The sequence below is a fragment of the Paraplanobispora takensis genome, assembly GCF_016863195.1.
Lineage (GTDB): Bacteria > Actinomycetota > Actinomycetes > Streptosporangiales > Streptosporangiaceae > Planobispora > Planobispora takensis.
In genome coordinates this window covers 177,834-200,817 of sequence record NZ_BOOK01000016.1, presented here as the reverse complement: position 1 = coordinate 200,817, position 22,984 = coordinate 177,834, and the positions used below count along the sequence as shown (strand labels likewise).

The 22,984-nt window shown below is 72.6% G+C and carries 20 protein-coding genes; 7 read left to right on the top strand and 13 right to left on the bottom strand.

The genetic code is table 11. From position 1 onward, the window contains the following. Window positions 1-11 precede the first annotated feature (11 nt). The 3 genes from Pta02_RS12485 to Pta02_RS12475 all read right to left on the bottom strand — a co-directional run bounded on the left by Pta02_RS12485 (window position 12) and on the right by Pta02_RS12475 (window position 4,538). The gene (locus Pta02_RS12485) at window positions 12-1,133 is read right to left on the bottom strand and encodes an alkaline phosphatase family protein (RefSeq protein ID WP_203874923.1); all 1,122 of its coding nucleotides are present in this window, start codon (window positions 1,131-1,133) and stop codon (window positions 12-14) included. Continuing rightward, window positions 1,130-1,720, bottom strand: a complete 591-nt coding sequence (locus Pta02_RS12480; RefSeq protein ID WP_203874922.1) for a DUF5998 family protein — start codon at window positions 1,718-1,720, stop codon at window positions 1,130-1,132. The genes Pta02_RS12485 and Pta02_RS12480 overlap by 4 nt, the downstream gene beginning before the upstream one ends. A gap of 133 nt (window positions 1,721-1,853) precedes the next feature. Next, window positions 1,854-4,538 (bottom strand): bifunctional acetate--CoA ligase family protein/GNAT family N-acetyltransferase, encoded by a 2,685-nt coding sequence (locus tag Pta02_RS12475; protein ID WP_203874921.1) that lies wholly within the window; start codon window positions 4,536-4,538, stop codon window positions 1,854-1,856. Between the two features lie 150 nt (window positions 4,539-4,688). Here Pta02_RS12475 and Pta02_RS12470 point away from each other — a divergent pair, with 150 nt between their 5' ends. Continuing rightward, entirely contained in the window at window positions 4,689-5,582 is an 894-nt protein-coding gene (locus Pta02_RS12470; RefSeq protein WP_203874920.1) for a carbohydrate kinase family protein, read from the top strand. Window positions 5,583-5,628: 46 nt separating this feature from the next. Here Pta02_RS12470 and Pta02_RS12465 read toward each other — a convergent pair whose 3' ends face one another. From Pta02_RS12465 to Pta02_RS12445, 5 genes are all read right to left on the bottom strand, one after another. Next, window positions 5,629-6,786, bottom strand: a complete 1,158-nt coding sequence (locus Pta02_RS12465) for a sensor histidine kinase (RefSeq protein ID WP_203874919.1) — start codon at window positions 6,784-6,786, stop codon at window positions 5,629-5,631. A 14-nt stretch (window positions 6,787-6,800) separates the two neighbouring features. Next, window positions 6,801-7,454, bottom strand: a complete 654-nt coding sequence (locus tag Pta02_RS12460; protein WP_203874918.1) for a response regulator transcription factor — start codon at window positions 7,452-7,454, stop codon at window positions 6,801-6,803. Window positions 7,455-7,737: 283 nt separating this feature from the next. Continuing rightward, window positions 7,738-9,807 (bottom strand): RecQ family ATP-dependent DNA helicase, encoded by a 2,070-nt coding sequence (locus Pta02_RS12455; RefSeq protein ID WP_203875029.1) that lies wholly within the window; start codon window positions 9,805-9,807, stop codon window positions 7,738-7,740. A gap of 105 nt (window positions 9,808-9,912) precedes the next feature. Then, the gene (locus tag Pta02_RS12450) at window positions 9,913-10,749 is read right to left on the bottom strand and encodes a TauD/TfdA dioxygenase family protein (protein ID WP_203874917.1); all 837 of its coding nucleotides are present in this window, start codon (window positions 10,747-10,749) and stop codon (window positions 9,913-9,915) included. Between the two features lie 348 nt (window positions 10,750-11,097). Further along, window positions 11,098-11,910, bottom strand: a complete 813-nt coding sequence (locus Pta02_RS12445) for a hypothetical protein (protein WP_203874916.1) — start codon at window positions 11,908-11,910, stop codon at window positions 11,098-11,100. Between the two features lie 77 nt (window positions 11,911-11,987). Between Pta02_RS12445 and Pta02_RS12440 the strand changes: the two genes are divergently transcribed. Further along, the gene (locus Pta02_RS12440) at window positions 11,988-12,566 is read left to right on the top strand and encodes a GNAT family N-acetyltransferase (RefSeq protein WP_203874915.1); all 579 of its coding nucleotides are present in this window, start codon (window positions 11,988-11,990) and stop codon (window positions 12,564-12,566) included. Window positions 12,567-12,623: 57 nt separating this feature from the next. Continuing rightward, window positions 12,624-15,131 (top strand): DNA gyrase/topoisomerase IV subunit A, encoded by a 2,508-nt coding sequence (locus Pta02_RS12435; RefSeq protein ID WP_203874914.1) that lies wholly within the window; start codon window positions 12,624-12,626, stop codon window positions 15,129-15,131. A gap of 60 nt (window positions 15,132-15,191) precedes the next feature. Here the strand turns inward: Pta02_RS12435 and Pta02_RS12430 are convergent, their stop codons facing one another. Both Pta02_RS12430 and Pta02_RS12425 read right to left on the bottom strand, forming a co-directional pair. Continuing rightward, on the bottom strand, window positions 15,192-15,557 hold the full coding sequence (locus Pta02_RS12430) for a VOC family protein (RefSeq protein ID WP_203874913.1): 366 nt from the start codon (window positions 15,555-15,557) through the stop codon (window positions 15,192-15,194). Window positions 15,558-15,853: 296 nt separating this feature from the next. Continuing rightward, window positions 15,854-16,171: a hypothetical protein gene (locus Pta02_RS12425; protein WP_203874912.1), complete on the bottom strand. Its 318-nt coding sequence runs from the start codon at window positions 16,169-16,171 to the stop codon at window positions 15,854-15,856. A 182-nt stretch (window positions 16,172-16,353) separates the two neighbouring features. On the opposite strand from Pta02_RS12425, the gene Pta02_RS12420 reads away from it, so the two are divergent. Both Pta02_RS12420 and Pta02_RS12415 read left to right on the top strand, forming a co-directional pair. Beyond that, window positions 16,354-16,848 (top strand): beta-class carbonic anhydrase, encoded by a 495-nt coding sequence (locus Pta02_RS12420; protein WP_203874911.1) that lies wholly within the window; start codon window positions 16,354-16,356, stop codon window positions 16,846-16,848. A 112-nt stretch (window positions 16,849-16,960) separates the two neighbouring features. Further along, window positions 16,961-17,704: an SAM-dependent methyltransferase gene (locus tag Pta02_RS12415; RefSeq protein WP_203874910.1), complete on the top strand. Its 744-nt coding sequence runs from the start codon at window positions 16,961-16,963 to the stop codon at window positions 17,702-17,704. A gap of 180 nt (window positions 17,705-17,884) precedes the next feature. Here Pta02_RS12415 and Pta02_RS12410 read toward each other — a convergent pair whose 3' ends face one another. Then, window positions 17,885-19,957 carry a DNA gyrase/topoisomerase IV subunit B gene (locus Pta02_RS12410; RefSeq protein ID WP_203874909.1) on the bottom strand — a complete coding sequence of 691 codons (2,073 nt, stop codon included), beginning with the start codon at window positions 19,955-19,957 and terminating at the stop codon, window positions 17,885-17,887. 248 nt (window positions 19,958-20,205) lie between these two features. Between Pta02_RS12410 and Pta02_RS41145 the strand changes: the two genes are divergently transcribed. Further along, on the top strand, window positions 20,206-20,436 hold the full coding sequence (locus Pta02_RS41145) for a DUF7455 domain-containing protein (protein ID WP_239130331.1): 231 nt from the start codon (window positions 20,206-20,208) through the stop codon (window positions 20,434-20,436). 4 nt (window positions 20,437-20,440) lie between these two features. Here Pta02_RS41145 and Pta02_RS12405 read toward each other — a convergent pair whose 3' ends face one another. Further along, complete coding sequence (locus Pta02_RS12405) at window positions 20,441-21,178, bottom strand: GNAT family N-acetyltransferase (RefSeq protein ID WP_203874908.1); 738 nt, start codon at window positions 21,176-21,178, stop codon at window positions 20,441-20,443. Window positions 21,179-21,237: 59 nt separating this feature from the next. Between Pta02_RS12405 and Pta02_RS12400 the strand changes: the two genes are divergently transcribed. Continuing rightward, the gene (locus Pta02_RS12400; RefSeq protein ID WP_203874907.1) at window positions 21,238-21,972 is read left to right on the top strand and encodes a YaaA family protein; all 735 of its coding nucleotides are present in this window, start codon (window positions 21,238-21,240) and stop codon (window positions 21,970-21,972) included. An 18-nt stretch (window positions 21,973-21,990) separates the two neighbouring features. Here the strand turns inward: Pta02_RS12400 and Pta02_RS12395 are convergent, their stop codons facing one another. Then, window positions 21,991-22,956 (bottom strand): hypothetical protein, encoded by a 966-nt coding sequence (locus tag Pta02_RS12395; protein ID WP_203874906.1) that lies wholly within the window; start codon window positions 22,954-22,956, stop codon window positions 21,991-21,993. Window positions 22,957-22,984 lie beyond the last annotated feature (28 nt).

Below are 22,984 nucleotides of genomic sequence, written 5' to 3'. Positions count from 1 at the left end.
GCGTGCGAAGGTCAGCGGGTGCTCACCTCGAGCATCGGGACGTACTGCTCGGCGGGGGTCAGCGAGCCGTGGTAGCCGGTGAACGACGACTCCAGCGGCTCGGCGGCCGAGGCGGTGATGACGGCGTCGAGGTACGGCACGGCGATCACGTCGCCGATCCTCGGCAGCCACTCGTCGCGCACACGCGGCCCGAACCAGCCGGAGGCGACGGCCTCCTCCCTGGAGGCCACCCACGCCGTCCCCGCCAGCATGCTCCGCCAGGTCGCCAGCACGTCCCCGGCCGCTCCCGGCTCGGCGTAGACGTGCCTGGCCCTGGCCTCGCCGCCGAGCAGGGCGACGCCGTCGCGGAGGCCGGGGACGGTGTCGGCGTCGATGCGCTCGGCCGCGTTGACCATGCCGTGGTCGGCGGTGACGTACATCGCCGAGCCGGGCGGGAGCGTCTCGGCCAGCCGCTCGGCCATCCGGTCCACCCGGGACAGCTGTTCCAGCCACTCCGGCGTCCCCCAGCCGACCATGTGGCCGGTGGCGTCGAGGTCGCCGTAGTAGACCGTCACGTGGGCGCGGGGCTCGGCCAGCGCGCGGCGCACCCCCTCGATCCGGTCGTCGACCTCGTCGGCGCCGACGAAGCGCACGCCGCGGTAGACGGCCTGGTTGAATCCGGTGCCCTCGAAGTAGGAGGGGCCGACGTAGCTGACGGCGACCCCGGCCCGCGAGGCCCGCTCGAAGACGGTCGCGGCCGGCTGCCACTCCAGCGGGTCGGCCGGCTCGCCCTCCCCGGGGACGGTCCAGCGCAGGCAGTTGAACAGGTGCCCGGCGCCGGGCACGGCCAGCTGGTAGCCCAGCATGCCGTGCTCGCCCGGCGTGAGCCCGGTGCCGAGCGTGCTCAGGCTGGTCACGGTGGTGGCGGGGAAGCCTGCGGTGAGCACCTGGCCCGGCCGGGACGACAGGAACGGCGCCGCCTCGGGGTGGGCGCGCAGCAGCTGCGCGCCCAGGCCGTCGACCAGGAACAGCAGGACCCGGTCGGCGGGGGCGATCCCGAGGGGGTTGGACCCGCCCAGATTCAGGGCGGCCAGCAGCGAGGCGGACAGGTCGGCGAGCGAGGCCTCGCCGTACGCCGGGACGAGGGGGATCACGAGGCGGCGCGGGCGGTGGCCTCCGACAGTGCCTTGGCGAAGGCCAGCACGTGGGAGACCGCCTCGGGTCCGTCGGCCGCCTCGCTCACCCGCAGGGAGAGGTCGTCGGCCGTGATGGCGCCGGTGTATCCGTGGTCGGCGTCGCAGTTCTCGTCGCCGCAGGTGGCCGGCTCCAGGTCGACGTGGGAGATGGCGCCCCAGCCGATGGTGAGCGTGACCTCGGTGGGCGGCACGCCCGGCACGTAGGAGGCGGGATCGGGGACGACCCGGGTGACGGCCACGGACTGGATCCGGCTCAGCCGCACGGCCTCGGTGGTCGTGGAGGCGTGGGAGGCCGAGACCCCTTCGACGGCCGGGTGCTCGTCGGTGTGGCAGACGAGCAGCCGGGTGGGCGACAGCACCAGCACCGTGACGTGCCGGCGGACCTCCATCGCCGGGTCGAAAGTGGCCTCGTGGTGCACCACGTAGGCGCCCACCTGCTCCTTGCCCAGGGCGGATTCGACCGCGTCGGCGACCAGGTCTGGGTAGTAGCCACTGCGGTCGATCGCGTCGCGCAGGCCGGCGGACGAGAGTCGGGTTTCCCTCATGGGTCCATCCTGCCCTGTCCCGGGGGGCTCTTTCACCCTGAGCGCCCCGGCGCGGGCACGACACCGTACCGTCACCATCCCGTCGGCGTCCCGCGGCGGGCGGCCGTTCCCGGCCCGCGGCACGTCACCGGGCTCAGCTGAGCCGGCGGGGCCCGCCGTCCGGCCGGGGACCGGCGGGACTGCGCAGTACGGCGTGCGCCCCCAGGACGATCACCCCGGACTCCCCCACCAGCACCGGATCGAGGTCGAGCCCGGCCACCTCGGGCAGGTCGTCGGCCAGCCTGCCGACCCGAACCAGCAGGTCCTCCAGCGCCTCCACCGCGACCGGCGGATAGCCGTACTCGCCGAACAGCAGCGGGGCGGCGCGCGGCGACCTGATGAGCTGCGCCGCGTCCTCCCGCGTCAGCGGGGCCATCCGGTAGGCCTCGTCCCGCAGCAGGCGCGCGGTCACCTCGCCCAGCCCGAAGGAGACGACCGCGCCGAAGGCGAAGTCGTCCACGACGCTCACCACGGTCGGCACCGCGGGCTGCGGGACCATCCGCTGCACCGCGAGCACGGCGTCGGGGCCGAGCTGGCGGATCAGGTCGGCGAAGGCGTCGCGCACCCCGTCGGGACCGGCCAGGCCCAGCCGGACCGTCCCGGCCCGCTTGGCCGCCTCCGGATCGGCGGCCTTGAGCACCACCGGCCAGCCCAGCCGTTCGGCCGCGGCCACGGCCTCCTCCGGTGAGCCGACGACCTCGGCGCGCCAGACGGTCAGCCCGTAGCAGGCCACCAGCTCCGAGGCCTCGATCTCGACCGGGGGCCGCTCGCCGGGGACCTCGCGCGGCGGGCCGGCGTGCGGCGGGGCCTCCAGGGTCCGCTCGACCAGCTCGCGCGCCGCGGCGGCGTCGATGTCGGAGATCTCCGCGGGAGAGCCCGCCGGCTGCTCGCGCCAGCGCGCGTAGCGCACGACATGGGCCAGCGCCCGGACCGCCTCCTCGGGAGCCGCGTACGACGGGATCGAACCCCGCTCGGGGACGGCGCCGACCCGCAGCTCCGGCGGCATGCCGAGCTTGCCCTCGAAGGTGGCGAGCACCGGCTTGCCGCCCTCGCGCGAGACCCGCAGCAGCTCGGCGGCGACCTCGTCGGAGCGGCCGGGGATCGGCGGCATGTGGATCACGACCGCGGCGTCCACCTCCGGCAGCAGCGAGGCCAGGGCCGTGCCGAACTCCGCGGCGCCGGCGCGGGCGCCGAGGTTGACCGGCGGCCGGGGCTCCAGGCCCGCCCGCACGCAGGCGTCCACCGCCAGCAGGGCCAGCGCGTCGGAGTTGCTCACCAGGCCGACCCGGGGACCGGCCGGCAGCGGCTGGTAGGCCAGCAGCTGCGCCACGTCGAACTGCTGGATCAGGTCGTCGACCCGGATCACGCCGGCCTGCTCGAACAGCGCGCTGAGCGCGGTGTCGGGCAGGCCGAGCACCGGGGCGGCGTGGCCGATGGGCACGCCCTGGGTGGTGCCGCCGCTCTTGACCACCACGATCGGCTTGCGCCGGGAGATCCGCCGCGCCAGGCGGGCGAACTTGCGCGGGTTTCCCAGCGACTCCAGGTAGAGCAGGATCACGTCGGTGTCGTGGTCCTCCTCCCAGTACTGCAGCAGGTCGTTGCCCGAGACGTCGGCGCGGTTGCCCGCCGAGACGAACGAGGAGATGCCCATGCCGCGCTGGGCCACCCGCTGCAGCAGGGCCGTGCCCAGGGCGCCCGACTGGCTGAAGAAGCCGACCCGGCCCCGGCCGGGGACCGTCGCGGCGAGCGTGGCGTTCAGCCGGACCGCGGGGTCGGTGTTGGCGATGCCGAGGCAGTTGGGGCCCACGACGCGCAGGCCGTACGCGCGGGCGATGCGGACCAGCTCGTCCTGGCGGGCCCGTCCCTCGGCCCCGGTCTCACCGAATCCGGAGGAGACGACGATGAGCCCGCGCACGCCCTTCTCCGCGCACTCCTTCACCACCTCGATCACCCCGTCGGCCGGTACGGCGAGCACGGCCAGGTCCACCTCGCCGTCGATGGCCGTCACGCTGGGATAGGCCCGCACGCCCGCGACGGCGCGCGCCTCGCGGTGGACCGGATAGACCGGGCCGGTGAAGTCGGCGGCCAGCAGGTTGCGCAGCACGGTCTGGCCGACGCCGCCCGGCTCCCGGCCCGCGCCGACGACCGCCACCGAGCGCGGGGTGAGCAGCCGCTCGATCGAGCGGGACTCCGCCCGGTGCTCGCGGGAGGCGGTCACCTCCTGGGAGGTCTCGGTCGGGGTGAGGTCGAGGGTCATCCGTACGACGCCGTCGGCGAAGCGGCTCTGCGCGGTGTAGCCGGCCTGCTTGAGCACCCCCATCATCTTCTGGTTGGCGGGCAGCACGTCGGCGACGAACTTGGCGATGCCGTTCTCCCTGGCGGTCTCGGCCAGGTGCTCCAGGAGCACCGAGGCGACGCCCCGGCCCTGGTGGGCGTCCTCGACGAGGAAGGCGACCTCCGCCTCCCCCGGCTCGATCCGGTCGTAGCGGATCACGGCCACCATCTCCGTGCCGATGGTGGCGATCAGCGCGACCCGGTCCACGTAGTCGACGGTCGTGAACCAGGTGACCTCCCGGTCCGACAGCCGGGGCCGGGGCCCGAAGAAGCGGAAGTAGATGGACTCCTCTGAGAGCCGGGAGTAGAAAGCGCGCAACCGGTCCGCGTCCGCAGGGCGGATCGGGCGCACGTGCGCGGTGCCTCCGTCCGACAGGACGACGTCCGCCTCCCAGTGGGCGGGATACTGAGCCTCCACAGTCCCGAGAGTAGACGCGAATCTCATATGCGGGACCAACCGGGCCCATTCACGCAACGCTTGTGCATCGACTATGACCCTCTCTGAGATCCGGGCCCCCTACGCTGGCTGGAAGCTGTTAGGTTTTTGGCGGCTCCATAAGCAGGTCGGGATCAAAGGCAGCAAGGTGGTGACATCATGACGCGGGTGGTCGTGGTGGGCGATCTCATGACCGACGCGGTCGCGCGGGCCCGCTACCCACTGGCCAGAGCCAGTGACACACCGGCCATCGTCACCATGCACGGCGGCGGGTCCGGGGCCAACATCGCCTCCTGGCTCGCGGTGGAGGGCGCGGAGGTGGCCTTCATCGGCCGCCGGGGCGCCGACATCACCGGCCGCAACCGCGACATGGAACTGATGGGATACGGCGTGGACGCCCGCCTCGTCATGGACCCCGAGCGGCCGACCGGCACGTGCGTCGTGCTCGTCACCCACAAGGGCGAGCGCACCATGCTCTCCGATCCCGGCGCCAACGCTGCGCTGTCGCCCGAGGACCTCCCCCGGGACCTGTTCTCCCAGGGCGGCCACCTGCACGTCTCGGGTTACACCCTGATCAACGAGGGCTCCCGCGAGGCCGGCCTCGCCGCTCTGGAGATGGCCCGCCGGGCCGGGATGTCGATCTCGGTCGACTGCTCCTCCTCCGCCCCGCTGGAGCGCACCGGCGCCGAGCCCTTCCTGGAGTGGACCCAGAACGCCAAGCTGCTGTTCGCCAACGCCGACCAGGCCAAGGTCCTGACCGGCCGCGACGAGCCCGACGCCGCCGCCAAGGTGCTCACCGCCTGGTTCCCCCAGGTCGTGATCAAGCTCGCCGGCGAGGGCGCGCTGTGGTACACCAACACCCGCAGCGAGCCGATCAAGGCCCCCGCCGAGACCGTGGAGCGCGTGGTCGACGGCACCGGCGCCGGAGACGCCTTCACCGCCGGCTTCCTGCCCGCCTGGTTGGCGGGCAAGCCCCCGGCCGAGGCCCTGTCCGCCGGCAACCGCCTGGCCGCCAAGGCCATCGCCCACCTCGGTGCCCGCCCCCGCCTCTGACGTCTCCGGGCCCGGATGACGCCCCGGCGGTCCCGCGCGGTCTCCGTCACGGCTGCAGGGTGACGGTCACCTCCAGGCCGCCCTCCGGGAGCGGGCGGACCTCCAGCGTGCCGTGGTGGGCCCCGACGATGGCGGCGACGATCGACAGGCCCAGTCCCAGGCCGTCGCCGACGGCCTTCCTGCCGGTCGCCGGCCGCCGGAAGGGTTCCAGGAGCGCGGGGACCTGATCGGGCGGGATCACCGGACCGCTGTTGGCGACCCTGAGCGTCGGACGGCCGGACCGCACGGCGGTCTCCACCTTGATCCAGCCGCCGGGCACGTTGTGCCGTGAGGCGTTGTCCACCAGGTTCACGACCAGGCGTTCCAGCAGGGCGCGGTCGCCGGAGGCGGGCGCCGGACGCAGCGCGGAGGTGAGGCGGACCTCCTCCCCCCGCCGGTCGAGGACCTGCCCGGTGATCCCGGCCAGGTCGAGGGATTGCCGGTGGTGCAGCCCCTGCTGGCTGCGGGCCAGGGTGAGCAGGGCCTCGATGAGCCGTTCCTGGTGCTTGCCGGCGGCCAGCAGACGCTCCAGTACGGCCCGCAGAGACGCGGTGTCGGCCTCCGGGTCGGCGAGCGCGACCTCGGCCATGGCCTGCTGCAGGGTCAGCGGGGTGCGCAGCTCGTGGGAGGCGTTGGCGACGAACCGCCGCTGCGCGGTGAACGCGGCCTCCAGCCGGTCCAGCAGTTCGTCGAAGGTGTCGGCCAGTTCCTTGAGCTCGTCGTCCGGCCCCGACGCGGCCAGCCTCCGATCGAGCCGGTCGGCCGTGATGCGCCGTACGGTGGCCGTCATCTCGCCCAGCGGGCGCAGCACGCGCCCGGCCATGAGCCATCCCAGCACCATCGAGGCGAACGCCATGACGGCCAGCGCGATCAGGGAGTTGACCAGCAGCCTGCGCAGGGAACCGGCCTGCCGGTCGTCCGGACCGGCGGCCGGGGCCGGCGGCTCCGCCGAGTCCGGCCGGTCGGGGGCGGGAGGAGCGGCCGGCGGGGGCGTCGCTCCGGGCTCTGCGGGGGCGGGGGCGGAAGGAGCGGCCGGGGCGGTCGGCGGCTCGGGAAAGGGCGAGTACTCGACCAGGAAGTAGATGAGGGCGATCAGCAGCGCCCCGGCGAGCAGGAACAGGCCGCTGTAGAGGAGGGTCAGGCGCAGCCGTACCGTCTGCCTCATACGCCCCGTGAGCCTCATATCCGGTATCCGGCCTGCGGGACCGTCTCGATCAGCGGCGGGTCGCCGAGCTTGCGGCGCAGCCGGCTGACCGTCACCTTCACGGTCTGGGTGAACGGGTCGGCGAACTCGTCCCAGCACCGTTCCAGGAGCTGCTCGGCGGAGACCACGGCGCCCCCGGCGGCCAGCAGCAGCTCCAGCACCGCGAACTCCTTGGGGCTCAGCGGCAGCCGTCGTCCGTCGCGGGTGGCGACCCGGGTGGCGGGGTCCAGGCGCAGGCCGTCGTGGACGAGCACGGTCGGCAGGGCCTGGACCGACCGCCTGCCCAGCGCCCGGATCCGGGCGATCAGCTCGGCGAAGGCGAACGGTTTGGGAAGGTAGTCGTCTGCGCCGATGCCCAGCCCGGTCACCCGGTCGTCGATCGTCCCGGCGGCGGTGAGCATCAGCACCCGCGCCGGATGGCCCGAGCCGGCCAGCGCCCGGCACACCTCGTCGCCGTGCAGGCCGGGCAGGTCGCGGTCGAGGACGACGACGTCGTAGTGGTTGGCCGAGGTGCGCTCGAGCGCGACGGCACCGTCCAGCACCACGTCGACGGCCATGCCCTCGCGGCGCAGCCCCGCGGCCACCGTCCAGGCCAGCTCTTCATGGTCTTCGACGATCAACACCTTCATGATCCACCCAGGATGCCGCATCCCCGGTTACAACGGGGTAACCGCCGTTGTTCCCGCCCTGTAACCGCCTCTCGGCTTGGCTGGTCCCACCGACGGACAACGGAGGAACCAGCATGTACGGCTCAAAGATCAGAAGGGCGGTCCTCGCCGCCGTCCTCATCGCGGGTGTGAGCGGGTCGGGCGGCCGGCTGATCCCCCCGACCCCGCCGACTCCGCCCGCTCCGCCCGCGGCGCCGCCCGCTCCGCCGTACCCGTTCTGAGACGGGGAGGCGCGGCCGGCCCGTCAGCTCGTCACCGCCAGGGCCAGGGGGAGGACGGCGGGGGCCCCGGCGTGGCGGAGCATGGCGGCGCCGAGGGTCATCGTCCAGCCGGAGTCGACGTGGTCGTCGACCAGCAGGACCGGGCCGCCCGCCGCGGCGACCGCGGCGCCCAGGGCCGAGGGCATGGCGAGGGTGCCACGGACCGCCTGGACCCGCTGGGCGCTGTTGAACTGGCGGCCGGGCGGGCCCGAGCGGTAGCCCAGCTCGCCGAGGTAGGACAGCCGGCCGATCTGGGCCAGCCGTTCGGCGAGGCTGCGGACCAGCTGGGGGCGGGTGGCCGAGGGCACCGAGACCACGGCGACCGGGCGCTGCTCCCACTGCCAGGACGACAGCACCGCGACCACGGCGGCGAACACGTCGTCGGGGATCGGGCCGTCGGGGGCGCCCTCGGCCAGCAGCCCGCGCAGGCGGTTGCCCCAGCCGATGTCGGTCAGGCGGCCCAGCGCCCGGCCGGGCTCGGCGCCCAGCTCGGGCTTGATGCGGCCCTTGAGGTCGGTCAGCCCGGTCGGCCACTGCCGCCGGGCCTCGATCTCCACCCCGGGCCGGTGCAGGCTCTCGGCCGCGCTCTCGACCGCGCCGGCGTCCACCTCCGGTGAGCGGTGCACGCCCGTGCAGTTGTCGCAGCGCCCGCAGGGCGTGGCGGAGTCGTCGTCCAGGCGGCGGCGCAGGAACTCCTCGCGGCATCCGGTGGTGGTGATGTAGTCGAGCATGGCCCGCTGCTCGGCCTCGCGCTCGGCGGCGACCCGGGCGTAGCGGTCGGCGTCGTAGGCCCACTCCTCGCCGGTGGCCTCCCAGCCGCCCCTGACCCTGCGCACCGCGCCGTCCACGTCGAGGACCTTGAGCATGGTCTCCAGGCGGGTGCGGCTGAGGTCGACCCGGTTCTCCAGGGCCGCGGTGGACATGACCCCGCCCTCGGCCAGCGCGTCCAGCACGCCGCGCACGACCGGCTCGGGCGGGAAGGCCAGCGAGGCGAAGTAGGCCCAGATCTCGCGGTCCTCGGCACCGGGCAGCAGGATCACCTCGGCCCGCTCGACCCCGCGCCCGGCCCGGCCGACCTGCTGGTAGTAGGCGACCGGCGACTGCGGGGCGCCGACGTGGACGACGAAGCCGAGGTCGGGCTTGTCGAAGCCCATGCCCAGCGCGGAGGTGGCGACCAGCGCCTTGATCTTGTTGTCGAGCAGGGCCTGCTCGGCGGCGAGCCGCTCGGCCTGCTCGGTCTGGCCGGAGTAGGCGGCCACCTCGTGCCCCTGCTCGCGCAGGTAGGCGGCGATCTCCTGGGCGGCGGCCACGGTGAGGGTGTAGACGATCCCGGAGCCGGGCAGCTCGTGCAGGGTCTGGGAGAGCCAGGCCAGGCGCTGCTCGGCGCCGCGCAGCCGTACGACGCCCAGATGGAGGCTCTCGCGCTCCAGGGCCCCGCGCAGCACGAGCGTCTCGTCGCCGAGCTGCTCGGCCACGTCGTGGGTGACGCGCGCGTTCGCGGTGGCGGTGGTGGCCAGGATCGGCACGCCGTCGGGCAGCTCGTCGAACAGCGTGCGCAGCCGCCGGTAGTCGGGCCGGAAGTCGTGGCCCCAGTCGGAGATGCAGTGCGCCTCGTCCACCACGACCAGGCCCGCGCTCTCGGCGAGCGCGGGCAGGACGTGGTCGCGGAAGTCGGGGTTGTTGAGGCGCTCGGGACTGACCAGCAGCACGTCGACCACGCCGTCGGCGACCTGCCCGTAGATCTCCTCCCACTCCTCGGGGTTGGCCGAGTTGACCGTGACCGCGTGGATCCCGGCCCGCTCGGCGGCGGCGATCTGGTTGCGCATCAGGGCGAGCAGGGGCGAGACGATGACCGTCGGCCCCTCGCCCAGCTCGCGCAGCAGCGCGGTGGCGATGAAGTAGACCGCCGACTTGCCCCACCCGGTGCGCTGGACCACGAGCACCCGGCGCCGGTCCATGACCAGGGCCTTGATGGCCTCCCACTGGTCCTCACGCAGCCGGGCGTGGTCTCCGGCGAGCGCCCGCAGCCGTTCCTCGGCCTCTTCCCGCAGCATCAGCTCTTCGCTCACCGGTCATTGCTATCAGGTCCCGGTGACGTTTTGCGCCTTTGCGGTGACCATCCGGCCGCGCGGACGGTCACCCGGTCCGGCGCGGGCCGTTCACCCGTCCCGGTACTCCGGGTCCAGGTGCTCCGGGAAGGCGTTGATGGTGACCCGGTGCATGCGGCGGCGCTCGGTGTAGTCGGCCACCGCGTAGTGCTGGGTGCCGCGGTTGTCCCAGAAGGCCAGCGTGCCCGGCCGCCAGTTGAGCCGGACCTGGAACTCGGGCGAGCGGATGTGGTCGATCAGGTACGGCAGCAGCGCCTCGTTCTCCCGGTCGTTGAGCTGGACGAGCCTGGTGGTGGAGGCGCGGTTGACGAACAGCGCCTTGAGCCCGGTCTCGGCGTGCACGCGCACGACGGGCCGCTCGATCGGCGGCCACTTGGCCTGGATCTCGGCGAGGTCGAAGTCGTGGCCCTTGGAGATGGCCTTCTTCATCGAGGCCGTGATGTCGTGGACGGCGGTGAGCTCGTCGCAGAGCCGCTGGATGGGCGGGGAGAGCGCCTCGTAGGCCATGCAGGCGTTGGCCCACAGGGTGTCGCCGCCGACGCTGGGCAGGTGGACGCAGCGCAGCAGCGATCCCATCGGCGGGATCGGCTCGAAGGTGTTGTCGCTGTGCCACTCGTCGCCGCCCTCGCCCTTGGGGTCGGTCTGGTCCAGGACGTGGATCGCGCTGCCGCTGTCCTTCTTGAAGGCCGGGTGGTTGATGGTGCCGAAGTTCTCGGCGAAGCGGATGTGCTCCTCGTCGGTGATCTGCTGGTCGCGGAAGAACAGCACCTTGTGCTTCAGCCAGCCCTGGCGGATCTCCTGGACCTCGCCCTCCGACAGGGGCTTGCGCAGATCGACGCCGCTGACCTCGGCGCCGATGTGCTTGGTCACCTGCTTGAACTCGATCATCTGGGGACGCTCCTCCGTCGGTGGCCGCACGCGGGCCGCGACCTGTTGTCCGGGCGGTGCCGACCGCGCCAATCAAGCAACCGCTTGGTCAAGCATATGCCCTGATCGCCTTCCGGAAGAGAGTGACGTGGGTCACTCGACCGGTCCCCGAAGCCTTCCCGCGCCCCGGAGGCCTCCGGCAGCGCGAAGCCTTTCCGAACCCGGCACCTTTCCGCGCCCCGGGACCTTCCCGCACGCGAAGGCCCCGGCGCTCACCGGAGCGCCGGGGCCGGTCCTCACCTGGAGAGGGGCCTCGTCACACCTCCTCGGCTCAGATCTCCTCGACCGCCCCGCACTCTCCTTCTCGGCTCAGATCTCCTCAACCGACCCGCACTCTCCTTCCTCGGCCTGGGCGGGCTTGTCGCTGTAGGCGTCCTCCGCCGGACCGCTTCCCCCGTCCTGGGAGAAGTCGGGCTGCAGGAAAGCACCGGGAGTCTCGCACCGCACCCCGGCGGTCCACATGTTCTCCGCCTCGCCGTCCCAGTTGCGAAGCTTGCCCTTGGGCCTGTCCCGCCAGAACAGGTGGTGCGACTTGACGTAGGCCATCACCCGGACGATCGGGCCCGGCTTACCCGCGGGCCGTACCGCGTAGACGAACCGGGCCTCGTAGTTCACCTTCAGCTCGGGGTTGCCGTCCGCGTCCTTGGACGCCGCCGGCTCCAGCCTCCCCTGAACCTTGATCACATCACCGACCAGTTCCGTCGTCCCCGGCGCGAAACTGGTGACCCATCCCCGGGTGTCCTTCTTCGGATCCTTGTGATCGAGGTCCTTCAGGAAGTCCTTGCGCTGCTCGGGGTCGAGCAGCGCGGCGTAAGCCTCGGGCTTCCCTCCGAGCAGCGTCTGCCGGTCGAGATAGGCGGCCTGCAGCAGGCGGCTGCTGGTGTTCAGAGCCGATCGGACGTCCCGGGCGGAGAACTTCCCCACCGCCTCGGCCTCGGGGACCGCGATCCCCGCGGCGCCGTCGGCGAACTTCTCCGAGGGCGACCCCTCGAACGGCGCCCCGGCGGTGATCACCGCCGGATCACCGGCCAGTTCTCCCAGCACACCCCCGGCGAGGCCGCAGCCCGTCAGCGTCCCCACCAGGCACGCCGCCATGATCATCGTCGTTCCGCGTTTCGGCATGGCGGGATATTAGTGACAAACCGACCGGCTCACCCACATGCGTCCGGCCTGCGGGACCGTGGTTTCATGAGGCCACTATGGACGTCATCACCTGGTATCTCGAACAGACCTCACCCTCCGATCTGCTGCCCGCCAAGCCGCCGGCGATCGAGCTCGACATCGTCCGCGCGGAGGTCCCCTCCCCCGAGCTGAACCGCTTCCTCTACACCGCAGTCGGCGGCGACTGGCAGTGGACCGAGCGCCTGCCGTGGACCTGGCGGCAGTGGGCCGAATGGCTGTCGCAGGGGGTGGAGACCTGGGTGGCCTACCACCGCGGCACCCCGGCCGGATACGTGGAGCTGGTCCCGCAGGGCGAGGGGACGGTCGAGGTCGCCTCCTTCGGGCTCCTGCCCTGGGCCATCGGCAGGGGCGCGGGCGGGCGCCTGCTGGAGTTCTGCACGGCGCGCGCCTGGGACATCGCCGAGCGGCACCCCGGGCTCGAACCGGCCCGCCGGGTGTGGCTGCACACCTGCTCCCTGGACGGCCCGGCGGCGTTGGCCAACTACCAGGCGCGGGGGTTCCGGATCTACGACTCCAGGGTCGGCGTCCCCGGCGACCGGGACGAGGGCTCCACTCCCGGCCCCTGGCCCGGCGCGGGTCCCCGTACTCACCCATAACGGACCGTCACCGTGTTATGTCGCGGGCACCCTGCGTCGTTCGGCAGAATGTTCGACATGGCCCGACGGACGACCACACCCCCGCCAGAGGAAGACTTCGAGGAACGGATCGTCGATATCGACGTCTCCGCGGAGATGCGCACCAGCTTCCTCGAATACGCATACTCGGTGATCTACCAGCGCGCGTTGCCCGACGCCCGTGACGGGCTCAAGCCGGTCCAGCGCCGCATCCTCTACTCCATGAGCGAGATGGGCCTGCGGCCCGACCGGGGGCACGTCAAGTCGTCACGGGTCGTCGGCGACGTGATGGGCAAGCTCCACCCGCACGGCGACACCGCCATCTACGACGCGCTGGTCCGCATGGCGCAGCCGTTCTCGATGCGGCTGCCGGTGGTCGACGGGCACGGCAACTTCGGCTCGCCCGACGACCTGCCCGCCGCGATGCGCTACACCGAGGCCCGCCTGGCCGCCTCGGCCATGGCCATGGTGGAGTCGATCGACGAGGACACCGTCGACTTCAAGCCCAACTACGACGGCCAGGAGACCGAGCCCACGGTCATGCCGTCGGCGTTCCCGAACCTGCTGGTCAACGGGGCCACCGGCATCGCGGTCGGCATGGCCACCAACATGGCGCCGCACAACCTCGTCGAGGTGATCGCCGCCGCCCGCCACCTGATCAAGAAGCCGGACGCCACGCTCGACGAGCTGATGCAGTTCGTCCCCGGCCCCGACCTGCCCACCGGCGGCGTGATCATCGGGCTGGACGGCGTCCGCGACGCCTACGCGCGCGGCCGCGGCACCTTCCGGATGCGCGCCACCTGCGCCATCGAGCAGGTCAGCCCCCGCCGCAAGGGCATCATCGTCACCGAACTGCCCTTCAACGTCGGCCCCGAGCGGGTCGTCACCAAGATCCGCGAGCTGGTCACCGCCAAGAAGCTCCAGGGCATCTCCGACCTGAAGGACCTCAGCGACCGCCACCGGGGCCTGCGGCTGGTCATCGAGATCAAGAACGGGTTCATCCCCGAGGCCGTGCTGGAGGAGCTCTACCGGCTGACGCCGATGGAGGAGAGCTTCGGCATCAACAACGTGGCCCTGGTCGACGGCGAGCCGCGCACGCTGGGCCTGCGCGAGCTGCTGCAGGTCTACGTGGACCACCGCCTCGAGGTGGTCCGCCGCCGTTCGGCCCACCGCCGCAGCAAGCGGGAGGCCCGGCTGCACCTCGTCGAGGGCCTCGTCATCGCCCTGCTCAACATCGACGAGGTCATCCGGATCATCCGTTCCTCGGACGACTCGGCCCAGGCCCGCCAGGGTCTGATGGAGGTGTTCGAGCTCTCGGAGATCCAGGCCAACTACATCCTCGACACCCCGCTGCGCCGCCTGACCCGCTACGACAAGATCGAGCTCGACCGGGAGAAGCAGACCCTGCTCGACGAGATCGCCGAGCTGACCGAGATCCTCTCCTCCGAGATCCGGCTGCGCAAGGTGGTCTCCGGCGAGCTCGCGCAGGTCGCCAAGACCTACGGCACCCCCCGCCGCACGGTCCTGCTGGAGTCGTCGGGAGTGGCGAAGAAGGCGCCGGTCGCCCTCGAGGTGGCCGACGACCCGTGTCTGGTGCTGTTCTCCTCCACCGGCCTGCTGGCCCGGATGGCCGACGCCTCCCCGCTGCCGGGCGAGGGTTCGCGCTCGGCCCACGACGTGCTGGTCTCGGTCGTCAACAGCACGGTGCGGGGCGAGGTCGGCGTGGTCACCAGCCAGGGCCGGATGATCCGGGTGCAGGTGGTCGACCTGCCGACGCTCCCGCCGACGGCCAGCCCGCCGTCGTTGTCGGGCGGCCATCCCGTCTCCGAGTACGTCTCGCTGAACCCGGGCGAGACGGTCGTGGGCATCGGCTCCCTGGATCCCGACGGGCCGGGCCTGGCCCTCGGCACCGCGCAGGGCGTGGTCAAGCGGGTCGTGCCCGACTATCCGGCCAACCGCGACGAGTTCGAGGTCATCGGGCTCAAGGACGACGACATCGTGGTCGGCGCCGTGGAGCTGGCCTCCGAGGACCACGACCTGGTCTTCATCACCTCCGACGCCCAGTTGCTGCGCTATCCCGCCTCCAGCGTCCGGCCCCAGGGCCGCCCGGCCGGCGGCATGACCGGCGTCCGGCTGAACGACGGCGCCGCGGTCATCTGGTTCGGCGCCGTGGACCCGGCCCTGGAGTCGAGGGTCGTGACGATCGCCGGATCCTCCACCGCCCTGCCCGGCACCCAGATCGGCGGGGCGAAGATCTCCGACTTCGCCGAATACCCGCCCAAGGGCCGCGCCACCGGCGGCGTGCGCGCCCAGCGCTTCCTCAAGGGCGAAGACGTCCTGCTGCTCGCCTGGGCGGGCCCCGGCCCGGCCCGCGCCGTCTCCGCCGTCGGCAAGCCGGTCCCGCTCCCCGATGAGCTGGGCCGCCGCGACGGCTCCGGCCTCCGCCTCACCCACACCGTGGCGGCGGTGGGCGGCGCGCTGGGCACGGTCGTCTACGACCGGTCCGCCGGCGGCCGGGCGCCCTCGCCCGAGCAGGACGGGCAGTAACGGCCGCCGTCATCCGGCGGAAGGCGGGCGACGACGGAAGCGTCGCCCGCCCGAGGCCGCTCAGTCCACGCAGAGGCAGAACGGGTGGCCCGCCGGGTCGAGGAAGACCCTGAAGTCGCCCTCCTCGCTCGGCTGGTGGGCGTGCTTGACCGCTCCGATCGCGAGCACCTCGGCCTCGGCCTTGTCCAGGTCGTCCACCGTCACGTCCAGGTGGAACTGCTGGGGACGGTCCGGGTCGGGCCAGTCCGGCGGCTGGTGGTCGGACGCCTGCTGGAAGCAGATCCGTACGGGCCCTCCGTCGGAGAGCGTCACCCAGTCGTCGTCGAGGTCGGTGATCTTCCAGCCGAGGAGCTCACCGTAGAAGTCGGCCAGGCGTTTGGGGTCGGGGCAGTCGAGGACGACGGACCGCATGCGGGCGATTGCCATGATTCCTCCCGTGTGAGACACCATCGAAAACCCTATGACGGTGTTGTGTCACCGGCAACAGTCTTACGGGGGTGTTGCCGACGTTCCAGGAAGACAGTGCCCTCGCGGCGGCCGGACATGCGTGCCCGGGCCCCTCATTCACCCGGGCCTCCCCCCGTCCGGACTCTCCGTCCCCCAGGCTTCCCGCTCACCCAGGCTCCCCGCTCACCCGGCCCCTCCGCTCACCCCGCGCCCCCGGCGGCCCGGCCGTCCGGTACGCGCAGCCGTACGGCGTCCCCGCCGCGGGCGACCCCGGATCACACCCGCAGGCCCTGGAAGAGGGCCCTGATCGCCGCCAGCAGCTCCCCGGGCTCTCCGGACTCCCAGAAGCGCACCAGCCTGTCGATCTCCTCTCCGGCCTGGAACTCGCCGACGCCGAGCGGGCCGAAGCAGCCGGCCTCGGCCAGGGCCTCCAGCAGCGGATCGTCGTCGGGCAGCGACTCGACATGGGCCGTCGCGTCGAGCAGGGCGAGCGCCGAGCGCGCGTTGCGCCCCCTGTCGCGGATCTCCACCCGGTCCAGCTTCTTTCTGGCCTGGGCGCGCAGATAGTCGGCCAGGGATTCGGTCCTGCTCATCACACTCCACACTCTCCACAAGTCCTGAAGTCCTACGCCTTTCGTGACGGCATCATTACGCATCGTGAACGATGATCACGCAGCCTTCGGCAAGTTGACCGTTGAGGGCCGCCCGGAAATATCCATGAAACGGGCATGGGGAATCATTAGTCCGACGATTTCACCGACCGAGGGATGCATACGTGAGTGCCTTCGACGACCTGCTGGCCGCCAACGAGGAGTTCTCCGCCACGTTCACCGACTCGGAACTGACCGGCAGAGCCGCCCGGGGGCTGGCCGTGGTCACGTGCATGGACTCCCGGATCGACCCGCTGGGGCTGTTCGGCCTCAAGCCGGGCGACGCCAAGATCCTGCGCAACGCCGGGGCCCGGGTCACCGACGACGTGCTGCGCACGCTCGTCCTGGCGGTCTATCTGCTGAACGTGAACCGGGTGCTGATCATGCCGCACACCGACTGCGGCATGGCCAAGGCCACCGACGACGACGTGCATCGGCTGGCCGCCGGGCAGGGCGTGGACACCCGCAGCCTGGAGTTCCACACCGTCCCCGACCAGGACGCCGCCCTGCGCCACGACCTGGTCCGCGCCAGGACCAGCCCGTTCCTCCCCGAGGGCCTGGCCATCGGCGGCGCGATCTACGACGTGCACACCGGCAAGATCCTGCCCGTGGACCTGTGAGGCCCCTCCGGGGGCCGCGCGCCCGGCCCCGGGACCGCCTCCCCGCGAACCACTCCCCTCACCTGCATATTCGATGGAAGAGCGTGCGGGACCCGCGACAGGATGGCTCCCCATGGACCGTCAACTGATCAGCCTCGTCGCCCACGCGGACCACCCGATCGCCGCCCCGGTCAGCCAGGCCTCCCTGGACCGCCTGCTGACCCGGGCGCGGTTGCGGGCCGGGGCGCGCGTCCTCGACCTCGGCTGCGGGCAGGCGGCCTGGACGCTGCGGGCGCTGGAGCTCCATCCGGACGTCACGGCCGACGGGGTGGACATCTCCGCGGAGGCTCTGGCGTCGGCGGCCCGGGAGGCCGAGGCGCGGGGGCTCCGCGGCCGGATCCGGCTGCACGAGAGGCCGGCCGCCGGCTTCACCCCCGCCGAGCCCTACGACCTGGTGCTCTGCGTCGGAGCCGTCCACGCCTTCGGCGGGCTCGGACCGGCGCTGGAGGCCGTGCGCGGGCTCCTGCGGCCGGACGGCCTGGCGCTCGTCGGCGACGGGTTCTGGGACGAGCAGCCCACTGCGCGGGCCCTGGCCCGGCTCGGCGCGGCACCCGAGGAGTACGCCGACCTGCCCGGCACCGTCCGCGCCGTCGAGGACGCCGGCTTCCGGGTCGTCTACGGGCACACCAGCGAGCGGGCCGAGTGGGACGAGTACGAATGGTCGTGGACCGGCAGCCTGACCCGCTGGGCCCTGGACAATCCCGGCCCGGACGGCGAGGCGGCCCTGACCGCCGCGCTCGAACACCGGGACATGTGGCTGGACGGCTATCGCGGCATCCTGGGCTTCGTCACGTTCCTGCTGCGCCGTACCGGCTGAGTCGCCGGGAAGCCGCCTGAGACGGCGGAGGCCGTACGGCCCGTCCGGGAAACCGGGGGCAGCGGAGCCCCGTGGGCCCCGACGGGGGCGCTGAGGCGCCTGTACGGCCCCGTGAAGGCCGCGAACGGCCCCGGACATAGGGAAACCGGCCCGGGGCGCTCCCGGGCCGGTGAAGGGCTCTCAGGCGTCGATGTGGTCGCGGTCGACCTCGGCCGCGCTGTTGACGATGAACTCCCGGCGCGGGGCCACGTCGCTGCCCATGAGGAGGCTGAAGATCTCCTCGGCCTTCTCGACGTCCTCGATCCGGACCCGGCGCAGGGTGCGGTGGCGCGGCTCCATGGTCGTCTCGGCCAGCTGGTCGGCGTCCATCTCACCCAGACCCTTGTAGCGCTGGACCGGGTCCTTCCACCGCTTGCCGCGGCGCTCCAGGTCGCGCAGGGTGCGGTGGAGCTCGGCGTCGGAGTAGCAGTAGAGGTATTTCTCCTTGCCCCGGCCGGGGTTGGTGATCTCGATCCGGTGCAGCGGCGGGACCGCGGCGAAGACCCGCCCGGCCTCGACCAGTGGCCGCATGTAGCGGTGGAACAGGGTCAGCAGCAGGCAGCGGATGTGCGCGCCGTCGACGTCGGCGTCGGCCATCAGGATGACCTTGCCGTAGCGCGCGGCCTCGATGTCGAACGAGCGGCCCGAGCCCGCGCCGATGACCTGGATGATCGCGGCGCACTCGGCGTTCTTCAGCATGTCGGCGACGGACGCCTTCTGCACGTTCAGGATCTTGCCGCGGATCGGCAGCAGCGCCTGGAACTCCGAGTCGCGGGCCGCGCGGGCGGTGCCCAGCGCCGAGTCTCCCTCGACGATGAACAGCTCGGTGCGGTCGACGTCGTCGCTGCGGCAGTCGACCAGCTTGGCGGGGAGCGCGGAGTTCTCCAGGGCGGTCTTGCGCCGCTGGTTGTCGCGGTGCTCGCGGGCGGCGATGCGCGCCTTGGCCGCGGCGACGATCTTCTCCAGCGCCGCGCGCAGCTGCGGCTTGAGCGTGCGCGAGGGGTTGGAGAACAGCTCCTTCAGCTCGCGGGAGACCACGTGGGAGACGATCCGGCTGGCCGCCGAGGTGCCCAGGACCTCCTTGGTCTGCCCCTCGAACTGCGGCTCCGGCACCCGGACGGTCACCACCGCGGTCAGGCCCTCGAAGATGTCGTCACGGGTGACCGGGGCGTCGCCGTTCTTCAGCAGACGGGTCTCGCGCAGCTGCTCGTTGACCGTGCGGACCATGGCCCGCTCGAAGCCGTTGACGTGGGTGCCGCCCTTGGGGGTGGCGATCACGTTGACGAAGGAGCGGACGGTGACGTCGTAGCCCTTGCCCCAGCGCAGCGCGACGTCCACGGTGAGCTCGCGCTGGACCTCGGTGGGGGTCATGTGCCCCAGGTCGTCCAGGACCGGCACGGTCTCGTGGAAGTGGCCGACGCCCTGCAGGCGCAGCACGTCGCAGACGGCCTCGTCGCGGGCGAGGAACTCGGTGAACTCGGAGATGCCGCCGTCGAAGCGGAACTCCTCCTCCGTGGGCTCCTCGCCGCGGCTGTCGCGCACGGACAAGGTGAGGCCGGGGACCAGGAACGCGGTCTGGCGCAGGCGCACGTGGATCTCGTCGAGGGAGACCTCGGCGTCGGGCAGGAAGATCTGGCGGTCGGCCCAGAAGCGGACCCGGGTGCCGGTGCCCTTGCGGGCCAGCGGGCCGCCGTCGCGCAGGCCGGACTTCTTCTTGAACTTGGCGCCGGGCCCGTCGCCGTCGAAGACGCCGGGCACGCCCCGGCGGAAGCTGATCTCGTGGATCCGGCCGTCGCGGTCGACCTCGACGTCGAGCCGGGAGGACAGGGCGTTGACCACGGAGGCGCCGACCCCGTGCAGGCCGCCGGAGGCGGCGTAGGAGCCGCCGCCGAACTTCCCGCCCGCGTGCAGCTTGGTGTAGACGAGCTCCACGCCGGCCAGGCCGGTCTTCGGCTCGACGTCGACGGGGATGCCCCGGCCGTTGTCGCGGACCTCGATCGAGCCGTCGGCGTACAGCTCGACCTCGATGCGGTCGCAGAAGCCCGCCAGGGCCTCGTCGACGCCGTTGTCCACGATCTCCCACAGGCAGTGCATGAGACCGCGGCTGTCGGTGGACCCGATGTACATCCCCGGGCGCTTGCGGACGGCTTCGAGGCCTTCCAGGACCGACAGGTGACGGGCCGTATAACCCGCCTCCGTGCTAACTGCGGTCACACCCACTCCCTCCGTGCCGTGCTTCGAACACGTGTGCGTAGCCTACCGCGCTCTTCCCGGTGAGGCGTGTCCTAGCTTGCCACCAGGTGGACATCCGTGTTACATCAGGCGCGTTCTCCGTCACTCAGGGGAACATTCCGCTCTCGGCGTACTCGCAGGTCGGTTGGGAACGTCCTCATCGGGTTAGATGTTGTCTCAAGTGACTGACGCCAGATCCCCCACCCCGGGGATGACCCGAAAGGCGATACGTGACTGGAGCTCTCGCCCCCGCCAAGCCGCTGACGGCCACGGACCGCTGTGACCGGTGTGGCGCCCAGGCCTACATCCGCGCGACCCTTCCCATTGGGGGGGAGCTGCTGTTCTGCGCCCACCACGGGCGTCAGCACGTGGCCGTGCTGAGGGACAAGGGTGCCGACATTCAGGACGAGTCGGCACGCCTCAGCGCCACCCCCTCTATCGCACGAGACGAAGAGCGGTAGGAGTTCACCGGACCCGATAGTGATATCGGCCCGACACCGTGAACCCCAGTCGTTCATAGAGCGACCGGGCCCCGGTGTTGGACTCCACCACAACTAGATATGCCCGATCAGCGCCCTGCTCCCGCCCGTGCGAGAGCAGGGCGTTCAACAACCGCCCCCCGTGACCGCGTCCCCGCGCGTGCGGCAGCGTCGCCATGCAGTAGACGCCCAGCCACCCGCCCTGCGGCACGCCCCGGCCCACCGCCTCCCCGTCCAGCGAGGCGTAGACGGCCGGCACCCCGGTCAGGATCCGCGCGGCCTTCTCCACGCCCTCGCCGTACCTGCCGTCCACACTCCACCAGACCTCCAGCCACCGCCGGTCGGGCGCCGTCGCGAGCGTCACCCCCGCCGCAGGCTCCCCGTCCGGTCCCGCAGGCTCCCCGTCCGGTACGGCGGGCGCCAGCGACCGGGTCATGATCAGCGTGGGATCCACCACGCGGTAGCCGCGCGCCTCCAGCAGGACGTCCAGCCCCGGGGTCGCGCCCATGCCGATGGAGAACACGCACGGCAGCCCGTGCCCGGCGTAGAACCTCTCCGCCTCCTCCACCGCCGCCTCCAGGTCCTCCCGCTCCCCCAGCGGCAGCACCGAGTTGGCCCGCTTGGTCACCCCGCCGGCGGTGCGCAGCGTCCAGCTCCCGGCCGGCACCCTGCCGGTGGCCGGCCAGGCCCGGTCGACGAGCCGGTCGAACTCCTCATCGATCATGAAACGGGATTCTAGGTGCCGGTCCGGGCGCCACCGGAACCGCACTAGGCTCGGGAGACGTGCTGATCCTGCTGCCCCCGTCGGAGGGCAAGGCCGAGGCGGGCCGCGGTCCCGCCCTCGACCTGTCCGCCCTGAGCTTCCCGTCCCTGCCCCGGCAGACCGTCCTGGACGCGCTGACCGCGCTGTGCGACACGCCGCAGGCGCGCACCGTGCTCGGGTTGTCCGAGGGCCGGCTCGGTGAGATCGGCAAGAACCGGGAGCTGCGCACCGCGCCCACGCTGACGGCCGCCGAGCTCTACACCGGGGTGCTCTACGACAACCTCGGCCTGGACTCCCTGTCCCCCGATGCCGCCGGCCGGGCCGCGGAGAGCCTGCTCGTCTTCTCCGGCCTGTGGGGACTACTCAAGATCACCGACAGGATCCCGCCGTACCGGCTGTCCATGGGCGTGAGGCTGCCGCCGCTGGGCGGCCTGGGCGCCTTCTGGCGGCGTTCGATCACGCCCCTGCTCGACGCCGGGTCCGGGCTGGTGGTCGACCTGCGATCGAGCACCTACGCGGCCGCCTGGAACCCCGGGGACCGGGCGGTGGCCGTACGGGTGCTCAAGGACGGCAAGGTGGTCAGCCACATGGCCAAGGCGACCCGGGGCGCGATCGCCCGCTCCCTCCTGGAGGCGGACGCCGACCCGCAGACCCCCGACCAGCTCGCCAAGGTCCTGGACGACCTCGGCCACACCGTCAGCCTCGGTCCCGCCCCGTCGGCCAGGCGCTCCTGGACCCTCGACGTCCTGACGTGACGGGGCCCAGGCCCGGGGTCACTCCATGACGAGGTCCAGCTTGCCGCAGGCCCGCTCGAACTGCCGGGCCGGATCGCCCAGATACGACCAGGGCAGCCGGCTGACCCTGCCACCGGTCCCGGCCAGGTGCCTCCGGGCGGGCCGGCGCAGGCCGCCCAGATAGAAGGCGGCCCCGAACAGGTTGTGGGCCTCCACCGACCGCGGGTGCCGGCCCGCGGTCCGCCACCGGCCCGCGTGCGCCACGACCTCGCGCAGCGCCTCGTCGGTGAACCAGGCGCCCCGCGACATCGGCGAGCGCCCGGCCGCGGCGCACTCGAAGTGGGCCAGCGGCAGCAGCGCGGGCATCGGGCCGCCGTCGGGCGCCCGGGACACGGCGTCCCTGGCGAAGGCGAGCGTCTCCTGCGCCGTCCCGCCCCAGGTGGGCGAGAGCGTCATCAGCCGGGCCACGTTGGCCGGGAAGAGCGCCGGGCAGCGGCGGGCGATCTCGAACCAGACGGCGTCCTTGTCGGAGCGCGGCCGGTCGAGGCCGAGGGTGAGCCACATCATCGACTCCCAGGGCACCGGGTCGGACGGCGCGAGCGCGGCGGCCGTCAGGAGCGGCCGCCGGGCGGCGTCCATCGCCCGGTGGAAGGCCTGCAGGCGGTGCGCCTGCACGGCACGCGCCCTGGCGCCGGGCTTGAGCGCCCAGGCCTCCTCGATGAGGGTACGGCCCAGCCATAGCCACAGGTCGGGGTCGGCCCGGTCGCGGACCGCCATGGCCTCGATGTCGCGACTCCACCCCGTCGCCGCCCTGGCCAGGGCCTCGGCGCGCAGCGCGCGGTGCTCCGGGTCGCCGCGGGTGGCGCCCAGCGCGGCCGCCCCCGCGTCGAGGAAACCCCGGTGCACCGCGGTGACCGCCTCGTCGAGCATCCCGTCCGCCCACGGGCGGTCGACGATCACGCGTGCTCCCCGGACCCGGCCCCCGGCCGTTTCGATCACACCCATGGCGGGTGAGAGTAACCGCCCGCCCGCC

What these genes read in the sequence shown, in the direction of transcription:
- Pta02_RS12480 (WP_203874922.1), bottom strand. Translation starts at nt 1,720, where the DNA reads ATGAGGGAAACCCGACTCTCGTCCGCCGGCCTGCGCGACGCGATCGAC.
- Pta02_RS12475 (WP_203874921.1), bottom strand. Translation starts at nt 4,538, where the DNA reads ATGAGATTCGCGTCTACTCTCGGGACTGTGGAGGCTCAGTATCCCGCC.
- Pta02_RS12470 (WP_203874920.1), top strand. Translation starts at nt 4,689, where the DNA reads ATGACGCGGGTGGTCGTGGTGGGCGATCTCATGACCGACGCGGTCGCG.
- Pta02_RS12465 (WP_203874919.1), bottom strand. Translation starts at nt 6,786, where the DNA reads ATGAGGCAGACGGTACGGCTGCGCCTGACCCTCCTCTACAGCGGCCTG.
- Pta02_RS12460 (WP_203874918.1), bottom strand. Translation starts at nt 7,454, where the DNA reads ATGAAGGTGTTGATCGTCGAAGACCATGAAGAGCTGGCCTGGACGGTG.
- Pta02_RS12455 (WP_203875029.1), bottom strand. Translation starts at nt 9,807, where the DNA reads ATGCTGCGGGAAGAGGCCGAGGAACGGCTGCGGGCGCTCGCCGGAGAC.
- Pta02_RS12450 (WP_203874917.1), bottom strand. Translation starts at nt 10,749, where the DNA reads ATGATCGAGTTCAAGCAGGTGACCAAGCACATCGGCGCCGAGGTCAGC.
- Pta02_RS12445 (WP_203874916.1), bottom strand. Translation starts at nt 11,910, where the DNA reads ATGCCGAAACGCGGAACGACGATGATCATGGCGGCGTGCCTGGTGGGG.
- Pta02_RS12440 (WP_203874915.1), top strand. Translation starts at nt 11,988, where the DNA reads ATGGACGTCATCACCTGGTATCTCGAACAGACCTCACCCTCCGATCTG.
- Pta02_RS12435 (WP_203874914.1), top strand. Translation starts at nt 12,624, where the DNA reads ATGGCCCGACGGACGACCACACCCCCGCCAGAGGAAGACTTCGAGGAA.
- Pta02_RS12430 (WP_203874913.1), bottom strand. Translation starts at nt 15,557, where the DNA reads ATGGCAATCGCCCGCATGCGGTCCGTCGTCCTCGACTGCCCCGACCCC.
- Pta02_RS12425 (WP_203874912.1), bottom strand. Translation starts at nt 16,171, where the DNA reads ATGAGCAGGACCGAATCCCTGGCCGACTATCTGCGCGCCCAGGCCAGA.
- Pta02_RS12415 (WP_203874910.1), top strand. Translation starts at nt 16,961, where the DNA reads ATGGACCGTCAACTGATCAGCCTCGTCGCCCACGCGGACCACCCGATC.
- Pta02_RS12405 (WP_203874908.1), bottom strand. Translation starts at nt 21,178, where the DNA reads ATGATCGATGAGGAGTTCGACCGGCTCGTCGACCGGGCCTGGCCGGCC.
- Pta02_RS12395 (WP_203874906.1), bottom strand. Translation starts at nt 22,956, where the DNA reads ATGGGTGTGATCGAAACGGCCGGGGGCCGGGTCCGGGGAGCACGCGTG.